Annotated in this window: 16 protein-coding genes; 12 read left to right on the forward strand and 4 right to left on the reverse strand. The window is 74.5% G+C overall.

Annotated elements, in window-relative coordinates:
* Positions 1 to 25: 25 nt before the first annotated feature.
* Positions 26 to 1,900: a SpoIIE family protein phosphatase gene (locus AC6EH9_RS03420; RefSeq protein ID WP_498420556.1), complete on the reverse strand. Its 1,875-nt coding sequence runs from the start codon at positions 1,898 to 1,900 to the stop codon at positions 26 to 28.
* Between the two features lie 247 nt (positions 1,901 to 2,147).
* Between AC6EH9_RS03420 and AC6EH9_RS03425 the strand changes: the two genes are divergently transcribed.
* The 12 genes from AC6EH9_RS03425 (at position 2,148) to AC6EH9_RS03480 (ending at position 18,478) form a co-directional block, all read left to right on the forward strand.
* The gene (locus tag AC6EH9_RS03425; RefSeq protein ID WP_498420558.1) at positions 2,148 to 2,600 is read left to right on the forward strand and encodes an SRPBCC family protein; all 453 of its coding nucleotides are present in this window, start codon (positions 2,148 to 2,150) and stop codon (positions 2,598 to 2,600) included.
* Positions 2,600 to 4,204, forward strand: coding sequence for a phytoene desaturase family protein (locus tag AC6EH9_RS03430; protein WP_498420559.1), 1,605 nt, complete (start codon positions 2,600 to 2,602; stop codon positions 4,202 to 4,204). Before AC6EH9_RS03425 ends, AC6EH9_RS03430 begins: the two co-directional genes overlap by 1 nt.
* 125 nt (positions 4,205 to 4,329) lie before the next feature.
* Positions 4,330 to 5,517, forward strand: a complete 1,188-nt coding sequence (locus AC6EH9_RS03435) for a zinc-dependent alcohol dehydrogenase (protein ID WP_498420560.1) — start codon at positions 4,330 to 4,332, stop codon at positions 5,515 to 5,517.
* 174 nt (positions 5,518 to 5,691) lie between these two features.
* The gene (locus AC6EH9_RS03440) at positions 5,692 to 6,237 is read left to right on the forward strand and encodes a hypothetical protein (RefSeq protein WP_498420562.1); all 546 of its coding nucleotides are present in this window, start codon (positions 5,692 to 5,694) and stop codon (positions 6,235 to 6,237) included.
* A gap of 54 nt (positions 6,238 to 6,291) precedes the next feature.
* Positions 6,292 to 9,687, forward strand: coding sequence for an exodeoxyribonuclease V subunit gamma (gene recC, locus AC6EH9_RS03445; RefSeq protein WP_498420565.1), 3,396 nt, complete (start codon positions 6,292 to 6,294; stop codon positions 9,685 to 9,687).
* A 24-nt stretch (positions 9,688 to 9,711) separates the two neighbouring features.
* Positions 9,712 to 10,041, forward strand: a complete 330-nt coding sequence (locus AC6EH9_RS03450; protein ID WP_498420567.1) for a hypothetical protein — start codon at positions 9,712 to 9,714, stop codon at positions 10,039 to 10,041.
* Complete coding sequence (locus AC6EH9_RS03455) at positions 10,022 to 13,519, forward strand: UvrD-helicase domain-containing protein (RefSeq protein ID WP_498420569.1); 3,498 nt, start codon at positions 10,022 to 10,024, stop codon at positions 13,517 to 13,519. Before AC6EH9_RS03450 ends, AC6EH9_RS03455 begins: the two co-directional genes overlap by 20 nt.
* A complete protein-coding gene (gene recD, locus AC6EH9_RS03460; RefSeq protein WP_498420570.1) occupies positions 13,516 to 15,324 on the forward strand; it encodes an exodeoxyribonuclease V subunit alpha in 1,809 nt (602 codons plus the stop codon). The genes AC6EH9_RS03455 and recD overlap by 4 nt, the downstream gene beginning before the upstream one ends.
* Positions 15,325 to 15,475: 151 nt before the next feature.
* Positions 15,476 to 16,126, forward strand: a complete 651-nt coding sequence (locus AC6EH9_RS03465; RefSeq protein ID WP_498420571.1) for an ACT domain-containing protein — start codon at positions 15,476 to 15,478, stop codon at positions 16,124 to 16,126.
* Positions 16,127 to 16,142: 16 nt separating this feature from the next.
* On the forward strand, positions 16,143 to 16,790 hold the full coding sequence (locus AC6EH9_RS03470) for a response regulator (RefSeq protein ID WP_498420572.1): 648 nt from the start codon (positions 16,143 to 16,145) through the stop codon (positions 16,788 to 16,790).
* Positions 16,791 to 16,866: 76 nt separating this feature from the next.
* Positions 16,867 to 17,544 carry a hypothetical protein gene (locus AC6EH9_RS03475; protein ID WP_498420574.1) on the forward strand — a complete coding sequence of 226 codons (678 nt, stop codon included), beginning with the start codon at positions 16,867 to 16,869 and terminating at the stop codon, positions 17,542 to 17,544.
* Positions 17,545 to 17,551: 7 nt separating this feature from the next.
* Positions 17,552 to 18,478, forward strand: coding sequence for a universal stress protein (locus tag AC6EH9_RS03480; protein ID WP_498420576.1), 927 nt, complete (start codon positions 17,552 to 17,554; stop codon positions 18,476 to 18,478).
* Here the strand turns inward: AC6EH9_RS03480 and AC6EH9_RS03485 are convergent.
* The 3 genes from AC6EH9_RS03485 to AC6EH9_RS03495 all read right to left on the reverse strand — a co-directional run bounded on the left by AC6EH9_RS03485 (position 18,475) and on the right by AC6EH9_RS03495 (position 21,073).
* Complete coding sequence (locus tag AC6EH9_RS03485; protein ID WP_498420577.1) at positions 18,475 to 20,070, reverse strand: GAF domain-containing sensor histidine kinase; 1,596 nt, start codon at positions 20,068 to 20,070, stop codon at positions 18,475 to 18,477. The genes AC6EH9_RS03480 and AC6EH9_RS03485 overlap by 4 nt on opposite strands.
* Before the next feature lie 41 nt (positions 20,071 to 20,111).
* Positions 20,112 to 20,552 carry a pyridoxamine 5'-phosphate oxidase family protein gene (locus AC6EH9_RS03490; RefSeq protein WP_498420579.1) on the reverse strand — a complete coding sequence of 147 codons (441 nt, stop codon included), beginning with the start codon at positions 20,550 to 20,552 and terminating at the stop codon, positions 20,112 to 20,114.
* Positions 20,553 to 20,638: 86 nt separating this feature from the next.
* Entirely contained in the window at positions 20,639 to 21,073 is a 435-nt protein-coding gene (locus AC6EH9_RS03495) for a nitroreductase family deazaflavin-dependent oxidoreductase (RefSeq protein WP_498420580.1), read from the reverse strand.
* Positions 21,074 to 21,097 lie beyond the last annotated feature (24 nt).

Raw genomic sequence — 21,097 nt, forward strand, 5'->3', positions numbered from 1 at the left:
CCGGTGACCCGATCCTGGGCCGCGCTCAGGTCTCCCGGGTCCGGTAGGGGAGTGCGACCAGCTCCAGGACGTGCTGGGCGGGAGAGCCGGCCGCCGCGATCAGGTTGACCTGGACCCCGTGCTCGGTGGCGCGCCGGACGGCCTCGAACAGCTCGCGGACGGCGACGCCGGCCAGCATCGTGGCGCCGCTGAGGTCCACCGTGAACGACGACGTGCCCGCCCGGCCGGCGTGCAGGAGCGCGAAGCGCAGCCGCTCGTTGGCCTCGCGGTCCAGCGGGCCCTGGACCCGGACCCGTCCGGGCAGGCGCTGGATCTCGGTCTCGGGGACACCCTCGCGTCCGGCCTGGCGGTGCGGAGCCTCGGAGGTCTCCAGCAGCGTCACCTGACGCATCGGACGGTGCTCGATGCGCACGGTGGTGCCCTGCTCGGAGCGCTTCACGGTGAGTTGGTCGACGAGGCCGGCGGCCAGCATCAGGCCGAGGCCCTCGGCGCCGGGATCCGGCTCACGCCAGCGCCCCTGGTCCTCGACGGTGACGGTGAGTAGCCCGTCGTCGCCGAGCGAGGCGTGCACGGAGAGCGCGCCGTTGGCGCCGTCGTCGTAGGCGTGCTGGGCGGCATTGCTGACCGCCTCGTGACAGGCCTGCAGGATCGCCGACCGGTCCAGGCGGCGTACGCCCAGCCAGTCCAGCCAGTCGCCGAGCTGGTGGCGCACCGTGCTCAGCTCGGCCGGGTCGGCGGGGAGCTTGATCTCCAGCGCCTCGGCCGGCGCGGTGCGCTGGGCGAGCAGCAGGGTCGCATCGTCGTCGAGGCCCGACTGGGCGACCATCCGGGCGAGCACCTGGGAGCCGACCTCGCTCAGGGCGCCACGCCGGGGCAGTGAGGCGTGGGCGACGCCGGCGATCCGGGCCAGCTCCACGGTGCTCTCGGAGGTCGGTCGTCCGGGCCGCTCGATCAGGCCGTCGGAGTAGAGCGCGAGCAGCATCCCCGGCTCGAGCCGGTCGAAGGTCGGGGTGTAGGCGCACCGGGTGCCGAGCGGGCCGTGGCGCGAGGGGGCGAGGTAGCGGAAGTCGCCGTGCGCCCCGACCAGCAACGGTGGTGGGTGACCGGCCGAGCAGTACTCCAGCTCGCCGGTGCGCGAGTCGATGACGACCACGCACACGGTGGTGCCCGGGGCGTCCGGCTGGCCCAGCGCGAAGCGGTCCAGGCTGGACATCGTCTCTGCCGTCGAGGCGCCGCTCTCCAGGCGCTCATGGGCGACCGCCTGGAGCCGGGCCATCACCGCCGAGGCCTCCGCGCCGTGACCGATCACGTCGCCGACGACGAGCGCGAAGCGCCCGTCGGGCAGCAGCACGGTGTCGAACCAGTCGCCGCCGGCGTCGCTGCCGGGCGAGGCGAACAGGTAGCCGGCGGCGATCGAGAGCCGCGGCAGCACCGGGACCCCGGAGGGCAGCAGCGCGTCCTGCATCTCGGTCACCAGGTCCACCGGCTCGACGGCGGCCGCGGCCATCGCGCCCTCCCGGGCGGCGGCCATCAGGTCCTCCCCGAAGGCCGCCACGCCGATCACCGCGCCGGAGGCGTCGCGCCACGGGTGCAGGGTGAGGTCGAGCTCGACCTCGCGAGTCCCCGCCGGCTCCGGCACGGTGACGCTCCAACCGCGTCCCCGGGCCGGCTGGCCGGTGCGCAGGACCTGGTCGAACAGGTCCCAGCGGCCCAGTCCGGCCAGCGCGTCGCGGGCCGGGCGGCCCACGGCGTCGTGGGCGGCGAGCATGGTGCGGGCGGCGGCGTTGATGGCGGCCACCTCGAGGGCTCCCGTGCGCAGCAGGAAGACCGGCTGAGGGTGGTGCTCGAACGCCCAGGATGTCGCCGTGGGATCCCCTGAGATGCTTGCGTCCTGCTCCACGTGGTGCAGCTCCCCTCGTCAGACTTGTGCCGGGTGTCCGTACCTTCCAGCGGCGGTGCTGGTCCGAGATGGCTGAGGACCTCGAGGGCGGGGTCGACGCGCGTTGCTCGTGGCACGGGTCGCAGTCGCCGTCCCAGCCCGGACAAGGCAGTACCCAGCCCTCCTGATTCGACTCATCCTGCCCGGTGCGCACGGAGACTCGCGCGGCGGGCCGGTTGAGGGGACCCCCGGTGGGTACCCCTCCCTCATGAGTACGACGCGACGAGTGATGCGGTGCACTCCCGAGCACGTGTGGGCGGTGCTGACGGACGGCTGGGTGTACGGGCAGTGGGTGGTGGGCGCCTGCCGCATCCGGGACGTGGACGAGAACTGGCCCGAGCTCGGCAGCCGGATCCACCACTCGGTGGGTTTGTGGCCGCTGCTCCTCGACGACTACACCGAGGTGCTCGAGGTGCACCCGGGTCGCCGCCTGGACCTGAGGGCGCGCGCCTGGCCCGCGGGGGTGGCGGTGGTCAGCCTGCGGATCGAGGACCACCAGGAGGGCTGCCTGGTGACGATGCTCGAGCGTGCCACCGAGGGCCTCGGCGCGATCACCCCGGCGCCGGTGCAGGACGTGCTGCTCCATCCCCGCAACCGGGAGTCGCTGCAGCGCATCGCCTACCTGGCGGAGGGCCGTGAAGCGGGGATGAAGACCAGCTGATGCCCGCCTACGACGCGATCGTGGTCGGCGCCGGGCCGAACGGGCTGACGGCCGCCAACCTGCTCGTCGACGCCGGGTGGCACGTGCTCCTGCTCGAGGCCTCCGCCGGCGTGGGCGGCGCCGTGCACAGCAGCCGGGACCTCGATCCCCGCTTCGTCACCGACACCGCCAGCGCCTTCTACCCGCTGGGAGCCGCGAGCCCGGTCATCTCCGGGCTGGGTCTCGAGGAGCACGGACTGCGCTGGCGGCACGCGCCGGCACCGCTGGGCCACGCCTTCAGCGACGGCGGGTGGGCGCTGCTGCACCGCTCGGCCGAGGACACCGCGGCCGGGCTCGAGGAGGACCATCGCGGGGACGGCCAGGCCTGGCTCGACATGTACGCGACGTTCGCGCGGATCGCCGACGACGTGGTCGGGACGCTGCTGGGCCCGTTCCCGCCGGTGCGGGCGGCGCTCCCGCTGGCCGCGAAGCTGCCCCGGGTCGGCGGCCTGGACCTGGTGCGCACGCTGCTGAGCCCGGCGGTCGAGCTGGTGCGGGAGAGCTTCGGCGGCCGTTCGGCCCGGATGCTGATCGCCGGCAACGCGCTGCACGCCGACATCCCGCTGGTGGGGGCGGGCTCGGGTGGCTTCGGCTGGTTGATGACCATGCTCGCCCAGCATGTCGGGTTCCCGGTGCCCGAGGGCGGCGCCGGCCAGCTGACCGCGGCGATGGCGCGGCGCTTCGAGGCCCGGGGAGGCGAGCTGCGCTGCGCGAGTCGCGTGGAGCGGGTGCTCGTCCACGAGGGACGCGCCACTGGCGTCCGGGTGGCCGGCGGCGAGGAGTACCACGCCACCCGGGCGGTGCTCGCCGACGTCGCCGCGACCTCGCTGTACGGCGCGCTGGTGCCGTGGGCCGACCTCCCCGAGCGGCTGCGCCGCCGGATGGGCCGCTTCACCTGGGACCCGGGCACGGTCAAGATCGACTGGGCGCTGGACCGACCGGTGCCCTGGGGGGTGGCCCCGTCGGTGGCGCCGGGCACGGTGCACGTCGGCGACTCCCTGGAGGAGATGGTCCGCTACGAGGCCGGGCTGCGCAACGGGGCTCAGGCCGGTCAGCTCTCGGATCGCCCGTTCCTGCTCACCGGACAGATGACCACCAGCGACGCGACCCGGTCGCCGGCCGGCACGGAGTCCTTCTGGGCCTACACCCACCTCCCGCACGGAGCCGACGACCTGGTGGTGCGCCGTACCGTCGACGCGATGGAACGCCGCCTCGAGGAGCTGGCGCCGGGCTTCGCCGACGCGACCCTCGTGCGCCGGGTGCTGGGGCCACGCGAGCTCGAGGCACACGACGCCAACCTGGTCGGCGGCTCGGTCAACGGCGGCACCGCCCAGCTCCAGCAGCAGCTGGTCTTCCGCCCCGTGCCCGGCACCGGGCGGCCCACCACGCCGATCGCGGGCCTCTACCTCGCCTCGGCCGCCGCCCACCCCGGCGGCGGCGTCCACGGCGCCTGCGGGGCGAACGCCGCCCGGGCCGCCCTCGGCTCGGCCCCCCGACGCGCCGTACGCCGGCTGCGCTCGCGCCCCACCCCGCCCCCGCCGCCCGCGGCCCCCATCCCGCTGTAACGCGGGGTTATGCCCACTACCGCAGCGTCACGACGCTGTGGTGGCGGGCATAACCCCGCGTTACATGGAGCCTGGGCGGGTACCGCAGGTGGCGCACCCCCCATTCGACAGCCGAGGAGTTCGCAGTGAAGGCAGTGACCTGGCAAGGCGTCCACGACATCCGCGTGATCGAGGTCCCCGACCCGCGCATCGAGGAGCCCACCGACGCGATCATCAAGGTGACCTCGACCGGCCTGTGCGGCTCAGACCTGCACCTCTACGAGACGCTGGCCCCGTTCATGGAGCCCGGCGACGTGGTCGGCCACGAGCCGATGGGCATCGTGGCCGAGGTCGGCTCCTCGATCACGAACCTGCGCGTGGGCGACCGGGTGGTGATCCCGTTCAACGTCTGCTGCGGCACCTGCTGGATGTGCGAGCGCAACCTGATGAGCCAGTGCGAGACCACCCAGAACCACGAGCACGGCACCGGCGCGAGCTTCTACGGCTACAGCAAGCTCTACGGCCAGGTGCCCGGCGGGCAGGCCGAGTACCTGCGCGTCCCGTACGCGGACTTCGCCGCGATGAAGGTGCCCGAGGGCCCCGCCGACGACCGCTTCCTGTTCCTCTCCGACGTGCTGCCGACCGCCTGGCAGGGCCTGAAGTACGCCGACGTGCCCGACGGCGGCACGCTGCTGGTGCTGGGCGCCGGGCCGATCGGGGACATGGCCGCCCGGATGGGTGCCAGGGCCGGGCACCGGGTGATCTCGGTGGACCGCATCCCCGAGCGACTGGCACGTCTGGAGCGCTTCGGGGTGGAGACCCTCGACTTCGACGAGGCCCACAAGGTGGGCGGCGTCGGCTCGGTGGTGCGCGAGCTGACCGGCGGCCGCGGGCCCGACTCGGTCATCGACGCGGTCGGCATGGAGGCGCACGGCTCGCCGATCGCGTCCGCGGTGCAGAAGATCACCGGGATGCTGCCCGACGCGATCTCCGAGCGGCTGATGAAGACCGCCGGCGTCGACCGGATGACCGCGCTGCACACCGCCTTCGACGCCGTCCGGCGCGGCGGCACCGTGTCCATCTCCGGCGTCTACGGCGGCGCGATGGACCCGATCCCGATGATGCAGCTCTTCGACAAGCAGGTGCAGATCCGGATGGGGCAGGCCAACGTCCGCGCCTGGACCGACGAGCTGATGCCGCTGCTCACCGACGACGACCCGCTGGGCGTCGACGCCTTCGCCACCCACCACCTGCCGCTCGATGAGGCCCCGTCGGCCTACGCGCACTTCCAGAAGAAGGAGGAGGGCATGGTGAAGGTGGTGTTCCAGCCCTGACAAGGGTTTCGCGGGAATTTCTCGCTCTACAGCGCATGTGATCCCCCAGAACGGGTACTGAGGGGTCCAGATGCCAACCGCCCCCGGGGCTCCCTCACGCAGCGGAGAACCACCGGGGGCGGTTTCTGTCTGGACGGGCAAGGTCGATCTCGAGGGTCGGACGAAGGAGAAGACATGAGGCCCCACGCTCGAGGCACCCGACTGCGTGCCGCGCTCACCGCGCTGGCGACGGTCCCCGCCACGCTGGTGGTCCTGACTGTCGGTGGTCCCGCCGCAGGGGCCGCGACCGCCACGCTCACGGACCCGGCCGGCGACCCGGGCGCCGACATCACCCGGGTCCGCGTCAACCACGCCACCGCCCTCAACGTCACCGTCGCCCACGCCCGCCGGCTCTCCCTCGAGGACCGCTACACCTTCTGGATCCACACCCGCCGCGACTCCGGGGCGCCGAGCCACCGGGTCACCGTGATCCCCAACTCCGGGGGCATCCGCCTCGACCGCGTCCAGGGGTACGCCGGGCGGGGGCGTCAGGTCGCCTGCCCGCGGCTCAGTGCCCGGGCCGACGTCTACGCCGACACCGACGTCGCCATCCGCGTGCCCCGCGCCTGCCTGGGCGAGCCGCGCACCGTGGCGGTGACCGTGCGGATGCGCCGGGCCGGCGTCGGCCAGGACTGGGCGCCGGGAGTCCGCACCCCCTCGCCGTGGGTCCGGCACGGCTGAGGCCGAGCCGAGGGTAGGGCGGCGGGTGTCGGCGGCGCGTGCGATGCTGCCGCGGTGACTCTGCGGATCCACCGCGCACCGCGCACCGACCAGCTCGCCGACGCGCTCGGCGACCTGCTGGCACGGCCGCTGTCGGATCCGTTCGCCGAGGAAGTCGTGGTCGTCCCGGCGCGCGGCGTCGAGCGCTGGCTCACCCAGCGGCTCTCGCACCGGCTCGGGGCCGGACCCGGCGGCGGTGACGGCGTCTGCGCGGGGGTCCGCTTCCTCACCCCGCACTCGCTGGTGGCGCTGCTGCTCGGGGTGGACCGCGACGACCCCTGGGACCCCGAGCGGCTGGTCTGGCCGGTGCTCGAGGCCATCGACGCGAGCCTCGGCGAGCCATGGTGCTCCACGCTGGCGGCCCACCTCGGCCACGGCCTGGACGGGGAGGAGGCCGCCCTGCGCCGCAACCGGCGGTGGTCGGTGGCCCGCCGCCTGGCCGGCCTCTTCGCGTCGTACGCCGTGCAGCGCCCGGGTCTGGTCGCCGCCTGGCGTGCCGGGGACGACACCGACGCGGCCGGCGGCCGCCTCGACCACGACCTCGCCTGGCAGCCCGAGCTCCTGCGCCGGGTCCTCGAGCGGGTCGACGCCGACCCGCCCGACGTGCGCCACGCCCGCACCCTGGACCGGCTCCGCGCCGGCGGCGACGGACTGGACCTGCCGCCTCGGCTCTCGCTCTTCGGGCACACCCGGCTCCCGGCCACCGAGGTCGAGCTGCTCGACGCCCTGGGTGCCCTGCGCGACGTGCACCTCTGGCTGCCGCAGGCCTCGACCACCCTGTGGGAGGAGCTGGCGCCGGTCCTCGCCGGCGCGCCGGGGTCCGTGCCGCGCCACGACGACGACACCGTCGAGGCCGTGCGGCACCCGCTGCTGGCCTCGCTGGGCCGCGACGCCCGCGAGCTGCAGCGTGCCCTGGCCGCGACCGGCGCGAGCGACGAGCCGGTGGCGCGCCGCGCCACCGAGCCGGCGACGCTGCTGGGCTGGCTGCAGGGGGACCTGCGCGCCAACCGGCTTCCCGACGCGCGCACCCGCGCCGGCCGGGTGGTGGCCCCCGAGGACCGCTCGGTGCAGGTGCACGCCTGCCACGGCTCCGCGCGCCAGATCGACGTGCTGCGCGAGGTGCTGGTCGGGCTGCTCGCCGACGACCCGACGCTGGAGCCGCGCGACATCCTGGTGATGTGCCCCGACATCGAGACCTACGCGCCGCTGGTGCAGGCCGGGTTCGGGCTCGGCGACGTGGTGGCCGGCAGTGCGGGCCACCCCGCTCACCGGCTGCGGGTGCGGCTGGCCGACCGCGCCCTGACCAGCACGAACCCGCTGCTCTCGGTCGCCGGACGGCTCGTCGAGCTCGCCGGCGGCCGGGTCACCGCCACCGAGGTCCTCGACCTGGCGGCGGCCGAGCCGGTGCGGCGCCGGTTCGGCTTCGACGACGACGAGCTGGCCCGGCTGGGCCGCTGGGTCGAGCAGGCCGGGGTCCGCTGGGGCCTCGACGCGACCCACCGTGGCGCCTTCCGGCTCGCCCGGTTCGGGCAGAACACCTGGCGCGCCGGGCTGGACCGGGTGCTGCTCGGCGTCGCCATGGCCGAGGACGAGCACCGCTGGCTCGCGAGCGCGCTGCCGGTCGACGACGTGGCCAGCAACGACATCGACCTGGCCGGCCGGTTCGCGGAGATGATCGACCGGCTCGACGCCGCGCTGCGCCGGCTGCTGGCCTCCGGACCGGTCACCGAGTGGATGACCGCGCTCGGCGAGGCCGTGGCGGGGCTCACCGACGTGCCGCCCGACGACCGCTGGCAGGTCACCCAACTCGAGCGCGAGCTCGCGCGCACCGCCGAAGCCGCCCGGGCGCACGGCGGCGGCGCAGACGGCTCCGGTGCCACCCTGGGCCTGGCCGATGTGCGCGCCCTGCTCGAGCGGCGGCTGGCGGGGCGCCCCACCCGGGCGAACTTCCGCACCGGCACCCTCACCGTCTGCACGATGGTGCCGATGCGCTCGGTGCCGCACCGGGTGGTCTGCCTGGTCGGGCTCGACGACGGGGTCTTCCCGCGCACCGGCGCCGTCGACGGCGACGACGTGCTGGGGCGCCGGCCCCTGACCGGGGAGCGCGACGCCCGCAGCGAGGACCGCCAGCTCCTCCTCGACGCGGTGATGGCCGCCACCGACCGGCTCGTGGTCACCTACACCGGGGCCAACGAGCACAGCGGGGCGCGCCGGCCGCCCGCCGTACCGCTCGGGGAGCTCGTCGACGCCGTCCACGCCACGGCCGTCTCCGGCACCGGAACGCCGCTCGACGTGGTGGTCCGCCACCCCCTGCAGCCCTTCGACCCGCGCAACCTGGTGCCCGGGGCGCTCGGCACCCCCGAGCCGTTCAGCTTCGACCGCGCCGCCTGCGCGGGGGCCGAGGCGTCGCGACGACCGCGCATCGAGGTCGGCCCGCTGCTGAGCGAGCCGCTGCCCGCCCGCGCGCCCGGCGACGTCGCACTGGCCGACCTGCAGCGCTTCCTGGCCCACCCGGTGCGCGCGTTCCTGCGCAGCCGCCTGGAGATCACCGCGCCGCTGGAGGCCGAGGAGGTCCACGACGCCATCCCGATCGCGCTGGACGGCCTGGAGCGCTGGGCGGTGGGCGACCGGCTGCTCGCCGACATCCTGGCCGGCATGGATCCCCGCTCCAGCATGCAGGCCGAGCAGCTGCGCGGACTGCTCCCGCCGGGCCAGCTGGGCGCACGCACGCTCGGCGAGGTGGGCACCGAGGTCCGCAAGCTCGTCGAGCAGACCGAGCACCTGCGTGCCGGCACGCCGCGCACCCTCGACGTCGACGTCGACCTCGGCGACGGGCGCCGGCTGACCGGCACCGTCGGCTCGGTGATCGGCAACCGGCGGGTGGTCGTCAGCTACTCCTCGCTGCGCGCCAAGCAGCGCCTCGCCTCGTGGGTCGACCTGCTCGCGCTCAGCGCCGGGCACCCCGACGAGAGCTGGACCGGACACGCCGTGGGCCGCGGCCGGGCCGGGCCGTCGCGGGCGCTGTCCGGGCCGCTCGACGAGCGGGCGCTGACCTGGCTGCGCGAGCTCGTCGACGTCTACGACCGCGGGATGCGCGAGCCGCTGCCGCTGCCGCTGCGCACCGCGGCGGCGTACGCCGAGGGGGTGCGGCGCCAGCGGATGGGCGACGACGCCGACCCGGTCGCGCTTGCCGCCCGGGAGTGGGACAGCAGCGACCGCAGCCCGGTCCCCGGCGAGCAGGACGACCCGCCGCACGTCCAGGTGTGGGGGGAGCGGGCGCCGCTGCGCTGCCTGCTCGACCCGCCCGGTGCCGAGGAGCGCTGGAACGACGAGCCCAGCCGGCTGGGCCAGTACGCCTGGCGCATCTGGGGACCGCTGATGGAGGGCGGCGAACGGGTGGGACCGCTGTGAGCGGGCGGACCCTAGGCTGTCGTCATGGCAGCGGGGGAGACGCAGGACGGGTTGACGGCCGACACGCGCTACGAGGTGACTCTCGAGGCCCACGTGCGCCAGGGACTGCGCCGGGTGACCACGCTGGGCTGGCTGGCGCTCAGCAGCTTGACCGGAGGATTCCTCGGCCTGCCCAGCATCGGGGAGCTCGTCGTGCGGCGCCGCACGGACCGCGCCGAGGTGCTGCGGATGGACGCCGAGTCCGAGGAGAGCGCGGCCCAACTGCTCGAGCACGTGCGCGAGCAGCTGCGCACGCTGAGCCCCGCGGAGTTCGTCGAGCGCTGGGGGATCACCGATGAGCCCGGAGTCGCCTAGCTCGGAGCCGCCCAGCCCGGAGCCGCCCAGCCCCGCCGGCCCCGGCACGTTCTCGATCACCGACCCCCTGCCGCGCGTCGGCACCACGCTGCTGGAGGCCAGCGCCGGCACCGGCAAGACCTGGACCATCGGCGCCCTGGTCGCCCGGTTCGTCGCCGAGGGCGCGGCCCGGCTCGAGGAGATGCTGGTGGTGACCTTCGGGCGCGCCGCCAGCCAGGAGCTGCGCGAGCGGGTCCGCGACCAGCTCGTCGAGCTCGAGCAGGCGCTGTCCGCGCGGCTGCACCCCGAGCTCGGGGCGCCCGCGCAGACCCGTCCGAGCGCGGTCGTGGAGCTGCTGCTCGACGCCGAGGCCGACGAGCTGGACAGCCGGCTGCGCCGGGTGCGCGAGGCGCTGGCCTCCTTCGACGCCGCCACCATCGCCACCACCCACCAGTTCTGCCAGCTGGTCCTGCGCAGCCTCGGCGTCGCCGGCGACACCGACGCCGGCGCCCGGCTGGTCGAGGACCTCGACGAGCTGCTGGTCGAGGTGGTCGACGACCTCTACCTGCGCGGGTTCGCCGACGACGACTCGCCCGCGTTCACCCGCGCCGAGGGACTGGCGCTGGCCCGCGCGGCGGTCGCCGACCCGCAGGCCGAGCTGGCCCCGGCCGCCGAGGCGCCCGACACCGTGGCCGGGCGGCGGGTGGCCTTCGTGCGCGCCGTGCGCGCGGAGATGGAGCGCCGCAAGCGCCGCCTGGGCGTGCTCAGCTACGACGACCTGCTCTCCCAGCTCGCCGTCGCGCTGCACGAGCAGGACGCGCCGGCGCGCGAGCGGATGCGGCAGCGCTGGAAGGTGGTGCTGGTCGACGAGTTCCAGGACACCGACCCGGTGCAGTGGCAGGTCCTGGACCGGGCCTTCACCGGGCACGCCGCGATGGTGCTGATCGGCGACCCCAAGCAGGCGATCTACGCCTTCCGCGGCGGCGACGTGGTGACCTACCTGGCCGCGGCCGCTTCGGCGTCGACCCGCAAGACGCTGGCCACCAACTGGCGCTCGGACCAGCCGCTGGTCGACTCCCTGCAGGTCGTGCTGCGCGGCGCGGCGCTGGGCGACGAGGACATCGTGGTGCGCCCGGTGGACGCCGAGAACGCCGGCTCGCGGCTCACCGGCGCGCCGGTCGCCGCCCCGTTCCGGCTGCGCGTCGTACATCGCGAGCAGCTGGGCCGCCGGGGACGCAGCGCGCTGCGGATGCCCGAGGTCCGCGAGCTGATCGGCCGCGACGTCGCCCACGACATCAAGCGACTGCTGACCTCCGGGGCGAGGTTCGAGGGCAGGGCGCTGTGCCCGCGCGACGTGGCGGTGCTGGCCCACACCGGCCGCAACCTGGCCGTGGTGCGCGAGGCCCTCGCGGCGGTGGGCGTGCCGGCCGTGGTCGCCGGCGGCGGCAGCGTCTTCACCACCCCCGCGGCGACCGAGTGGCTGCGCCTGCTCGAGGCGATGGAGCAGCCGCACCGCGCGGTGCGGGTCCGCAGCGCGGCGCTCACCTCGTTCGTGGGTCACCGCGCCGTCGAGCTCGACGCCGAGGGGGACGCCCTGACCGACCGGGTGGCCTCCACCATGCGCGAGTGGGCGGTGCTGCTGGGCCTGCGCGGGGTCGCCGCGGTGCTGGAGACGGCGGTCGCCGAGGGGCTGACCGCCCGGGTGCTGAGCCGCGTCGACGGCGAGCGCCACCTCACCGACCTGCGCCACGTCGGCCAGGCGCTGCACGAGGCCGCGCTGGCGCAGCGGATGGGGCTGGTCGCACTGCTGACCTGGCTGCGCGAGCAGATGGCCGAGGACCGTGTCCTGGTCGCCTCCGAGCGGACCCGGCGTCTCGACAGCGACGCCGAGGCCGTCCAGCTGGTCACGATCCACGGCAGCAAGGGACTGCAGTACCCGGTCGTCTACCTGCCCTTCGTCGGCGACCGCTGGGTCAGCGAGCCGGCGGTCCCGCTCTTCCACCTGCCGAGCACCGACGGCGGCTCCGCCCGGCGCGCCATCGACGTGGGCGGGCCCACCGGTCGCGGCTGGCGCGAGGCGCTGGCCCGGCACCGCGACGAGGACGCCGGAGAGTCGCTGCGGCTGCTGTACGTCGCGCTGACGCGCGCGCAGTCGCAGGTGGTGGCCTGGTGGGCGCCGGCCACGAACGCCAAGGCCTCGGCGCTGCACCGGCTCCTGCTCGGTCGCGGCCCCGGGGTGGCCGAGGTCCCCGAGGCGCACGACCTTCCCGACGACGACACCGCGGCGACCTGGTTCGCGGCCTGGGAGCGCAACGGCGGGCCGGTCTTCGAGACCGCGGAGCCGGCACCGCTGCCCGCCGCCGAGCTCACCGCCGACACCAGCCCGCTGGCCGCGCGCACCTTCGGGCGCGAGGTCGACGTCCGCTGGCGACGCACCTCCTACTCCGCCCTGTCCGCGGCCGCTGCGGCAGCCGCCGAGGGGCGGACGGAGGCCCCCTTGGCCGGCGTGGGCAGCGAGCCCGAGGAGACGCCCCGCCAGGACGACGAGCCCGCCTCGCCGCGCGAGGTACCGGCCGCCGAGCCGCAGGCCGCCGACCCGCCCGGTGCCGAGGGCCTGGACCTGGTCTCGCCGATGGCGGCGCTGCCGGTCGGGGCGACGTTCGGCTCACTGGTGCACGCGGTCCTCGAGCACGCCGATCCCGACGCCGCGGACCTGCGTGCCGAGCTGCTCGGCCACGTCGAGGAGCAGCTGGTCCGTTGGCCGGTCGACGTCGACCGCGAGGCGCTGGCCGATGCGCTGGTCGCGGTCTGCGAGAGCCCGCTGGGACCGCTCGCCGGTGACGCGACGCTGCGCTCGGTGCCCCTGCGCGACCGACTGCGCGAGATGGAGTTCGAGCTGCCGCTCGCCGGCGGGGACCTGCCCGGCTCCGAGCGCGCGGCCCGGGTCCGGCTCGGTGACATCGCGCCGCTGCTGCGTCGCCACCTCGCCGCCGACGACCCGCTGCTGCCGTACGCCGACGCGCTCGCCGACGAGGCGCTCGGGGGCCAGGACCTGCGCGGGTACCTGACCGGCTCCGTGGACGTCGTGCTGCGCCTGGGCGCGGGTGAGGACCTGCGGTTCCTCGTGGTCGACTACAAGACCAACTGGCTCGGCCCGCCGATCGGCGACGCGAGCGCGCCGGCGCTGAGCGCCGGCGACTACGCCCCGGACCGCCTGGCCGCGGCGATGGGGCACTCCGACTACCCCCTCCAGGCCCTGCTCTACGCGGTGGTCCTGCACCGCTACCTGCGCTGGCGCCTGGCCGACTACGAGCCCGCGCAGCACCTCGGCGGGGTGCTCTACCTGTACCTGCGCGGGATGTGCGGTCCGAAGACCCCGAAGGTCGGCGAGCACCCCTGTGGGGTGTTCTCCTGGCGCCCGCCGCTGGCCCTCGTCGAGGAGCTCTCCGACCTGCTCGACGGCCGCCTCGGCGGGTCAGCCACGGGAGGCCACCGATGACCGAGCTGTTCGAGCCGGTCGACGCCCACGACCGCCGGCTCGCGTTGGGCACCCCCGACGGGCTCCTGGCGCGCTTCAACCATGCCGGGGTGCTGACCGCCGCCGACGTCCACGTCGCCCGACGGCTCTGCCTGCTCGCCGGGGAGGCCGACGAGCGCGTCCAGCTGGCGCTGGCGCTGGCCACCCGCGCGGTGCGGCACGGCTCGGTGTGCGTGCGTCTGGACCTCGTCACCGACCTGGTCCCGGTACTGCCCGAGGGGCTCACCTGGCCCGACCCGCAGGAGTGGGACGCCGCGATCGAGCGCAGCCCGCTGGTGGCCACCGGGGTGCTGCGCCACGAGTTCGGCCTGCTCTACCTCGACCGCTACCACCAGCAGGAGTCCACGCTCGCCGCCGACCTCGCCGCGCGCCTGGTGCAGCCGCCGCCCGCGGTCGACGAGCCGGTGCTGACCCAGGGCCTGGCGAGGATCTTCCCGCACGAGAGCGACACCGAGCAGCGCGCCGCCTCCCAGCAGGCGGCCAGACGGTGGACGACGGTCCTCACCGGCGGCCCGGGCACCGGCAAGACGACCACCGTGGCTAGGCTCCTGGCGCTGCTCGCCGAGCAGGCCGAGACCGGGGCCGGGTCGGGCGGGCACGGCAGCCGCCGGATGCGGGTGGCGCTGACCGCGCCCACCGGCAAGGCCGCGGCCCGCCTGCAGGAGGCCGTGGCGTACGCCGCCGCAGGGCTGCCGGCGGCGGACCGTGAGCGGCTGCGCGCCAGCGCCTCCGCGGACGGCACGCTGCGGGCCACCACCATGCACCGGCTGCTGGGCACCCTGCCCGACAACGGCACCCGCTTCCGCCACCACCGCGGCAACCGGCTGCCGCACGACGTGGTCGTGGTCGACGAGGCCTCCATGGTGTCGCTGACCCTGATGGCCCGGCTGGTCGAGGCGGTGCGGCCCGACGCGCGGCTGGTGGTGGTGGGCGACCCCGACCAGCTCGCGTCGGTGGAGGCCGGCGCGGTCCTCGCCGACCTGGTCGGCGGGCTGCGCCGCCGCGGCGCCGGGAGCGTGACCGCGCTGACCACCGCGCACCGCTTCGGCAGCGACATCGGCCGGCTCGCCTCGGCGCTGCGCTCGGGCGACGCCGACCTCGTCCTGGAGGTGCTGCGGGCCGGGGGCGAGGGCGTCGAGTTCCTGGAGACCGCCGAGCCGGCCGAGCCGCTGCACCGGGTGCTGCTGGGGCCGGCGCTGGCGCTGCGGGCCGCCGCCGAGGCCGGGGACGCGCCGGCCGCGCTGGCCGCGCTCGCCGGGCACCGGTTCCTGTGCGCGCACCGGCACGGCCCCTCCGGGGTGCAGACCTGGAACCGGCGCGTCGAGCAGTGGATCAGCGAGGCGACCGGTGACCCGCTGCGCGCCCCGATGTACCTCGGTCGGCCGCTGCTGGTCACCGCCAACGACCACGCGCTCGACGTCTACAACGGCGACACCGGCGTCGTCCTGCGGGGCGCGGACGGCACCCCCCGGGTCCTGGTCTCCGCGCCGGCCGGGGCCCTCGACCTGGCGCCCACCCGGCTCGGTGACGTCGAGACCATGCACGCGATGACGATCCACAAGAGCCAGGGCAGCCAGGCCCGCGAGGTGACGGTGCTGCTGCCCGACGCCGACTCGCGGCTGCTGACCCGCGAGCTGCTCTACACGGCCGTGACCCGGGCCGAGCAGAAGGTGCGCGTGGTCGGCACCGAGGCCGACGTGCGTGCCGCGGTCGGGCGCCAGGTGCAGCGGGCCAGCGGGCTGGCCCAGCGGCTCGCATCGTCCTGAGTCCACGCGCTCGGTCAAAGCCCGTCTCCGGGCCCCGGGATTTGGCATAGTGGGCCGTGGGGTCGAGCAGGCGGCGGTTCCCGTGGACCGAAACCTGCGGGCAACACGCGCCCGCTAGTGTCGGCCCTCCTCGACCAAGGAGCCTATGCCCATGCCCTTCCTGTTGCGGGTGGAGCTCCCCGACGTCCCCGGCTCGCTGGGCCGCGTCGCCTCGGCGATCGGCGAGGCCGGAGGCGACATCGACGCCATCGAGATCGTCGAGCACCGCCACGACGAGGGCACCGCCGTCGACGACGTGCTGCTCGAGATCGCCCAGGGCACGATGCCCGACTCGATCGTGTCCGCCTGCAACGCCCTCGACGGCGTCCAGGTGCTCTGGATCAGCCGCTACGCGGCCGGGAGCAACCTCTTCCTCGACCTCGAGGCGGTCGAGGAGCTCACCGCGCACCCCGACCAGGCGCTGGACCGGGTCGTCGACCTGCTGCCGGTGACCTTCCGCGCCGACTGGGGGGCACGGGTGCGTCGCCAGGCCGGCGCGGACGGGACCGAGCGCGGCACGATCGTGCACGCCACCGGGGCGGCTCCCGAGGACCTGGGCTGGATCAGCGTCGAGCGGGCCGCTCGGCTGGAGTCGATCGACGACGTCACCGAGCTCGTCGCGGTGCCGGTGACCGGTGGGGAGATCGTCGTCGTGGGTCGTCGGGGCGGACCGGAGTTCCTCGACTCCGAGCTCGCGCGCCTCGACCACCTGGTCGCGCTCGCGCTCTCGATCAGCCGCGCCTCGGACACCGCCGGCGCCTAAGGGCACAATGTCCCGCATGAGTGAGCCCACCCCCAAGATCCGTGTCTTCCTTCTCGACGACCACGAAGTGGTGCGCCGGGGCCTGCGTGACCTGCTGGAGGACTCCGGCGACATCGAGGTGGTGGGGGAGTCGGGCCTCGCCGTGGAGGCCACCAGCCGGATCCCCGCGCTGCGCCCGGACGTCGCGATCCTCGACGGCCGGCTGCCCGACGGCAGCGGGATCGACGTGTGTCGCGACATCCGGTCGGTGGACCCCACCATCCGCGCGCTGATCCTGACGTCGTACGACGACGACGACGCGCTTTTCGCCGCGATCGTGGCCGGCGCCTCCGGCTACGTCCTCAAGCAGGTCGGCGGCAACGCCCTGGTCGACAGCATCCGTCGGGTCGCCGCCGGGCAGTCGCTGATCGACCCCAGCCTGATGGCGCGCGTGCTCGACCGCGTCCGCAACGGGGCGCCCGAGGCCAGCGAGCTCGCGGGGCTGACCGCCCGCGAGCGGGAGATCCTCGCCCTGATCGCCGAGGGGATGACCAACCGCCAGATCGGCGAGCGCCTCTTCCTGGCCGAGAAGACCGTCAAGAACTACGTCTCCAGCCTGCTCACCAAGCTGGGACTGGAGAGGCGCACCCAGGCGGCCGTGCTCGCGGCCAAGCTCCTGCGCTGATCCGGGCGGGGGGTCCTTGGGCCGCCCGGGCACCAGGACCTTCGGCCCGTGGGGACGCGACCCTTAGCCCTGCGGCGTGATCCGCGTCTCGTTGATGGTGGTGGTGAAGACACTCAACGAGGAGTTGATCCGGATGTCCGCCATCCACAGTCAGAAGGGGACCGCGACGACCACCGAGGCCGAAGCCGCCCACCGCTCCACCCACACCGAGCTCGAGCCCGGTACGCCGATCGCCCGACGCGTCCTGGCGACGCTGCGGATCATGTTCGGCCTGACGTTCCTGTGGGCCTTCGTCGACAAGGTGTTCGCGCTCGGCTTCCACACCGGCTACAGCACCGACCCGGCCACCGGGGCCGAGACCCTCGACCGCTTCGGTGACGCCGCCTGGATCAACGGCGCAAGCCCCACCGAGGGCTTCCTCAAGTTCGGTGCCGACGGCCCGTTCAAGGAGTTCTACAACAGCATCGCCGGCGCCGCCTGGGCGGACTGGCTGTTCATGCTCGGCCTAGCCGGCATCGGCCTGGCCCTCACCCTCGGGATCGGCATGCGCTTCGCGGCCGCGGCCGGGGCCCTGCTCTACGTGATGATGTGGAGCGTCGTCCTGCCCCCCGAGAACCACCCCTTCCTCGACGAGCACCTGCTCAGTGCCGTCACACTGGTGGTGCTGGCCCTGTTCCACGCGGACCGGACCTGGGGACTCGGCCGCATCTGGGGCGAGCTGCCCGTCGTGAAGAACACCTCCATCCTGAAGTGAGGCACCGATGAGCGCGACACCGAACACCCCTGAGGACTCGACAGAGCTGCCCGCGGTGGTGGTCGGGGTCGACGGCTCGATCCGCAACAAGGCGGCGGTGGTCTGGGCGCGAGCCGAGGCCGCCGCCACCGGCCGTCCGCTGGACCTGCTCGCCGTGCTCGACACGACCGGCTTCCCGGTGCCCTGGTACGGCGCGATCCCCGACGACGAGCCGGCCTGGAGCGTGCTCGACGACATCGCCCAGGAGGTGAGTCGCGAGCTGCCGGGCACCACGGCGCGTCGCGACGTCGTCACCGGTCCCGCCGCCCACGTGCTGCTGGAGAGCGCGAAGGGCCAGGAGCTCCTGGTCGTCGGCAAGCGCGGCAAGGGCACCTTCGCCCGCGCCCTGGTCGGCTCGACCTCGATCGCGGTGGCGGGGCGCTCGAGCGTCCCGGTGGTGGTGGTCCCCGACGAGTGGGAGCCCGACCAGCACACCGGCGGGGCCGTGGTGGTGGGCGTCGCCCCCGACGACCTGCACCCCGACACCATCGAACGCGCCATCAGCGAGGCGCGGCGCCGTGGCGTCGAGCTCGTCGTGGTGCACGGCTGGGAGGTTCCCTCGGTGCTCGCCTGGGACGCGGACCTGGTCCGCGAGACCTACCAGCGGGCGCAGGCCGACCACACCGAGGCGCTCGAGGCCGTGGTCGCGCCGTACCGGGCGGCTCACGAGGACGTCGCCGTCCGCGCCGTGAGCAGGCGCGCGCACCCCGCGAACGCGCTGCTCGACGTCGCCGAGGAGTGCCACGCCCAGCTGCTGGTGCTGGGACGCCACGACGTCAGCCGACTGGGCGGGTTCCCGCTCGGAGCGGTCCCGCGAGCCGTCCTGCACTACGCGCACATGCCGGTGATGGTGGTCCCGGGTGAGCAGCCGAGATCGGCCGGCACCCCCGACTAGTACGTCTTCAGCGGGACCCGCCAGGTGAGGACCGTGCCGTGCGGGATCCGGGTGCCTAGGCCGAGCGACCCGCCCAGCGCCTGGGCGCGGTTGCGCGCGTTGCGCAGCCCGCTCTCCACCCGCTCCTGCGCCACGCCCACCCCGTCGTCGCTGACGATCAGGGCGACCTCGCCGGGCTTGGCCTCGATCTCGATGGTTGCCGAGGTGGCGCCGGAGTGGCGGGCGATGTTGGAGATCGCCTCGCGCAGCACCGCGAGCAGGTGATCGCCGACCTGCTCGGGGACCGCGGAGTCCACCGGCCCCGCGGTCCGCAGCGCCGGGCGGAAGCGCAGCACCGTCTCGTACTCCTCGAGCAGCCCGAGCACCTCGGTGCGCAGGGTGCGGCGGTTGCTGTTCTGGAGCTCGAAGATCGTGGTGCGGATGTCGCGGATCGTCGCGTCGAGGTCGGTCACCGCCCGCTCCAGGCGCTCGCGGACCTGGGGGGTGGAGGCCTTGGGGATCACGCCCTGCAACTGCAGGCCGGTGGCGAAGAGTCGTTGGATCACCAGGTCGTGGAGGTCGCGGGCGATCCGGTCACGGTCCGAGACGATCGCGAGCTCCTCGCGCTGCGCCATCGCCTGGATCCGGTCGAGGGCCAGCGCGGCATGGGCGGCGAAGGTGCCGAGCAGGTCGGTCTGCTTGGGGGCGAGGTCGTCGACCGGGCCGGGCAGCACCGCGACCAGCACGGCGTCTCCGGAGAGGTGGCCGTGCAGCGGTACGACGAGAGCCCGCTCGCCGCCGGGGAGGAGGACCTCCTCGGGCCCCGAGCGCTTCTCCACCCCCAGCAGCCGGTCGGTGAGCGACTCGACGATCTCGGGGAGCCGGTCGATGTTGCGCCCGTCCGCGGCGACGATCTGCCAGCCCAGGGAGTCGTTGCGGCGCACGATGCCGACGGCGGTGGCGCGGGCCACCGATCGGGTCTGGACGGCGATCTGCTGCATCGCGCTCTCGAGGTCGACCGGCGGCTGCAGGGCGTCGTCGAGGCGTGCGGCAGCCTCCAGCCAGGTGCGCTGCAGCTCGCTGAGGGCGTAGGCGCGGGCGTTCTCGATGACGAAGCCGGCCGCGCTGGCGAGCACCTGGATCAGCTGCTCGTCGGAGTCGCTGAACTCTGCGCCCCCCGCCTTCTCGGTGAGGTAGAGGTTGCCGAAGACGACGCCGCGGATGCGCACCGGGACGCCGAGGAACGAGCTCATCGGCGGGTGGTTGGCCGGGAAGCCGAACGAGTCGGGATGGGTCTGCAGCGTCTGCAGCCGGATCGGCACCGGGTGGTGGATCAGCAGGCCCAGGATGCCCCGCCCGTGCGGCAGGTCGCCGATCTGGGCGTGGGTGTCGTCGTCGACGCCGTGGGTGATGAACTCCGACAGGTCGCCGTCGCTGCCGACCACGCCGAGAGCGCCGTACCGCGCCCCGGTCAGGGTGCACGCCGACTGCACGATTCGGCGCAGCACGTTGTGCATGTCGAGGTCCGTGCTGATCGCGATGACCGCATCGAGGAGTGCCTGGGCGCCGGGCGGCAGGTCACTGCCCATACCCTCATGCTCCTGCTGCGTCATGGGCCCATCCTGTCAGGAGGCCTCACACGGTGGGACGCGGGTTACACCACCCGGCGCACGGCCATGTTCTGCACGGCCGACCAGCCGCCTCCCAGCCGACGCCCGGTGAGGACGTCCCACTGCAGGCGCACGTACATCGGACGCGCCCCGTCGGCCCACGGCCGCGGGTCCCAGGTCGAGGTGATGCCGGACAGCTCCTCCGGCGAGTCGACCAACCTGCCGCGGCCGGTCGCGACCACGCTCCAGCCGTGCTGGTTCTCGTAGTCGAGCTGGTCGACCTCGAAGGCCAGCAGGTTGTTCCAGGCGTAGGTGCCCACGACGCTGTACGGGGCCGTGCGGAAGACGATGGAGTCGTCGATCACCGCGTAGTTGACGGGGACGATGTGCGGGCCCGCAGGTGTGCTCATCGCGACCCGGCCCACGACGCTGCCGGTGAGCAGCTCGTGGCACTCCTGGTAGGAGAGTTCGGTGGTCTGTGTCATCTCGGGGATCACCTCCTTATGTCCTCTCATCGTCGTCCGGGGCCCCGTACAGCCGGATGAGTCATTGGTCCTGACTGGCAGGGTCCTCAGCCGCGCTCCAGGACGAAGACCGGGATCTGCCGGTCGGTCTTCTTCTGATACTCCGCGTACGCCGGCCACACGGCGACGGCGCGGTCCCACCACAGCCGGCGCTCCTCGCCCTCGACGCGGCGGGCGACGTACTCGTGCGGCTCCGGGCCGTCCTGGAGCAGCACGTGCGGGTCGGCGACGAAGTTGTGGAACCACGCCGGGTGCTCGGGCGCGCCGCCCTGGGAGGCGACCGCGGCATAGACGCCGTCGTGCTCCACGCGCATCACCGGGTTCTTGCGCAGGGCGCCCGACTTCGCGCCCCGGGAGGTGATCACGACGATCGGCACCCCCTCGACGGTGTTGGCGCGGGCGCCGCCGGAGGCCTCGTACTCGGCGACCTGGTCGCGGACCCACTTGCTCGGGCTGGGCTGGTACTCGGGGTTGTCGGTCATGGGTCGAGAACACCACGTGACGGC

The organism is Nocardioides sp. Z21_20 (genome assembly GCF_059766585.1).

Coding starts and splice junctions, on each gene's coding strand:
- AC6EH9_RS03450 (WP_498420567.1), top strand. CDS start 9,712: ATGGCAGCGGGGGAGACGCAGGACGGGTTGACGGCCGACACGCGCTAC.
- recD (WP_498420570.1), top strand. CDS start 13,516: ATGACCGAGCTGTTCGAGCCGGTCGACGCCCACGACCGCCGGCTCGCG.
- AC6EH9_RS03485 (WP_498420577.1), bottom strand. CDS start 20,070: ATGACGCAGCAGGAGCATGAGGGTATGGGCAGTGACCTGCCGCCCGGC.
- AC6EH9_RS03495 (WP_498420580.1), bottom strand. CDS start 21,073: ATGACCGACAACCCCGAGTACCAGCCCAGCCCGAGCAAGTGGGTCCGC.
- AC6EH9_RS03425 (WP_498420558.1), top strand. CDS start 2,148: ATGAGTACGACGCGACGAGTGATGCGGTGCACTCCCGAGCACGTGTGG.
- AC6EH9_RS03470 (WP_498420572.1), top strand. CDS start 16,143: ATGAGTGAGCCCACCCCCAAGATCCGTGTCTTCCTTCTCGACGACCAC.
- AC6EH9_RS03430 (WP_498420559.1), top strand. CDS start 2,600: ATGCCCGCCTACGACGCGATCGTGGTCGGCGCCGGGCCGAACGGGCTG.
- AC6EH9_RS03440 (WP_498420562.1), top strand. CDS start 5,692: ATGAGGCCCCACGCTCGAGGCACCCGACTGCGTGCCGCGCTCACCGCG.
- AC6EH9_RS03465 (WP_498420571.1), top strand. CDS start 15,476: ATGCCCTTCCTGTTGCGGGTGGAGCTCCCCGACGTCCCCGGCTCGCTG.
- AC6EH9_RS03490 (WP_498420579.1), bottom strand. CDS start 20,552: ATGACACAGACCACCGAACTCTCCTACCAGGAGTGCCACGAGCTGCTC.
- AC6EH9_RS03480 (WP_498420576.1), top strand. CDS start 17,552: ATGAGCGCGACACCGAACACCCCTGAGGACTCGACAGAGCTGCCCGCG.
- AC6EH9_RS03455 (WP_498420569.1), top strand. CDS start 10,022: ATGAGCCCGGAGTCGCCTAGCTCGGAGCCGCCCAGCCCGGAGCCGCCC.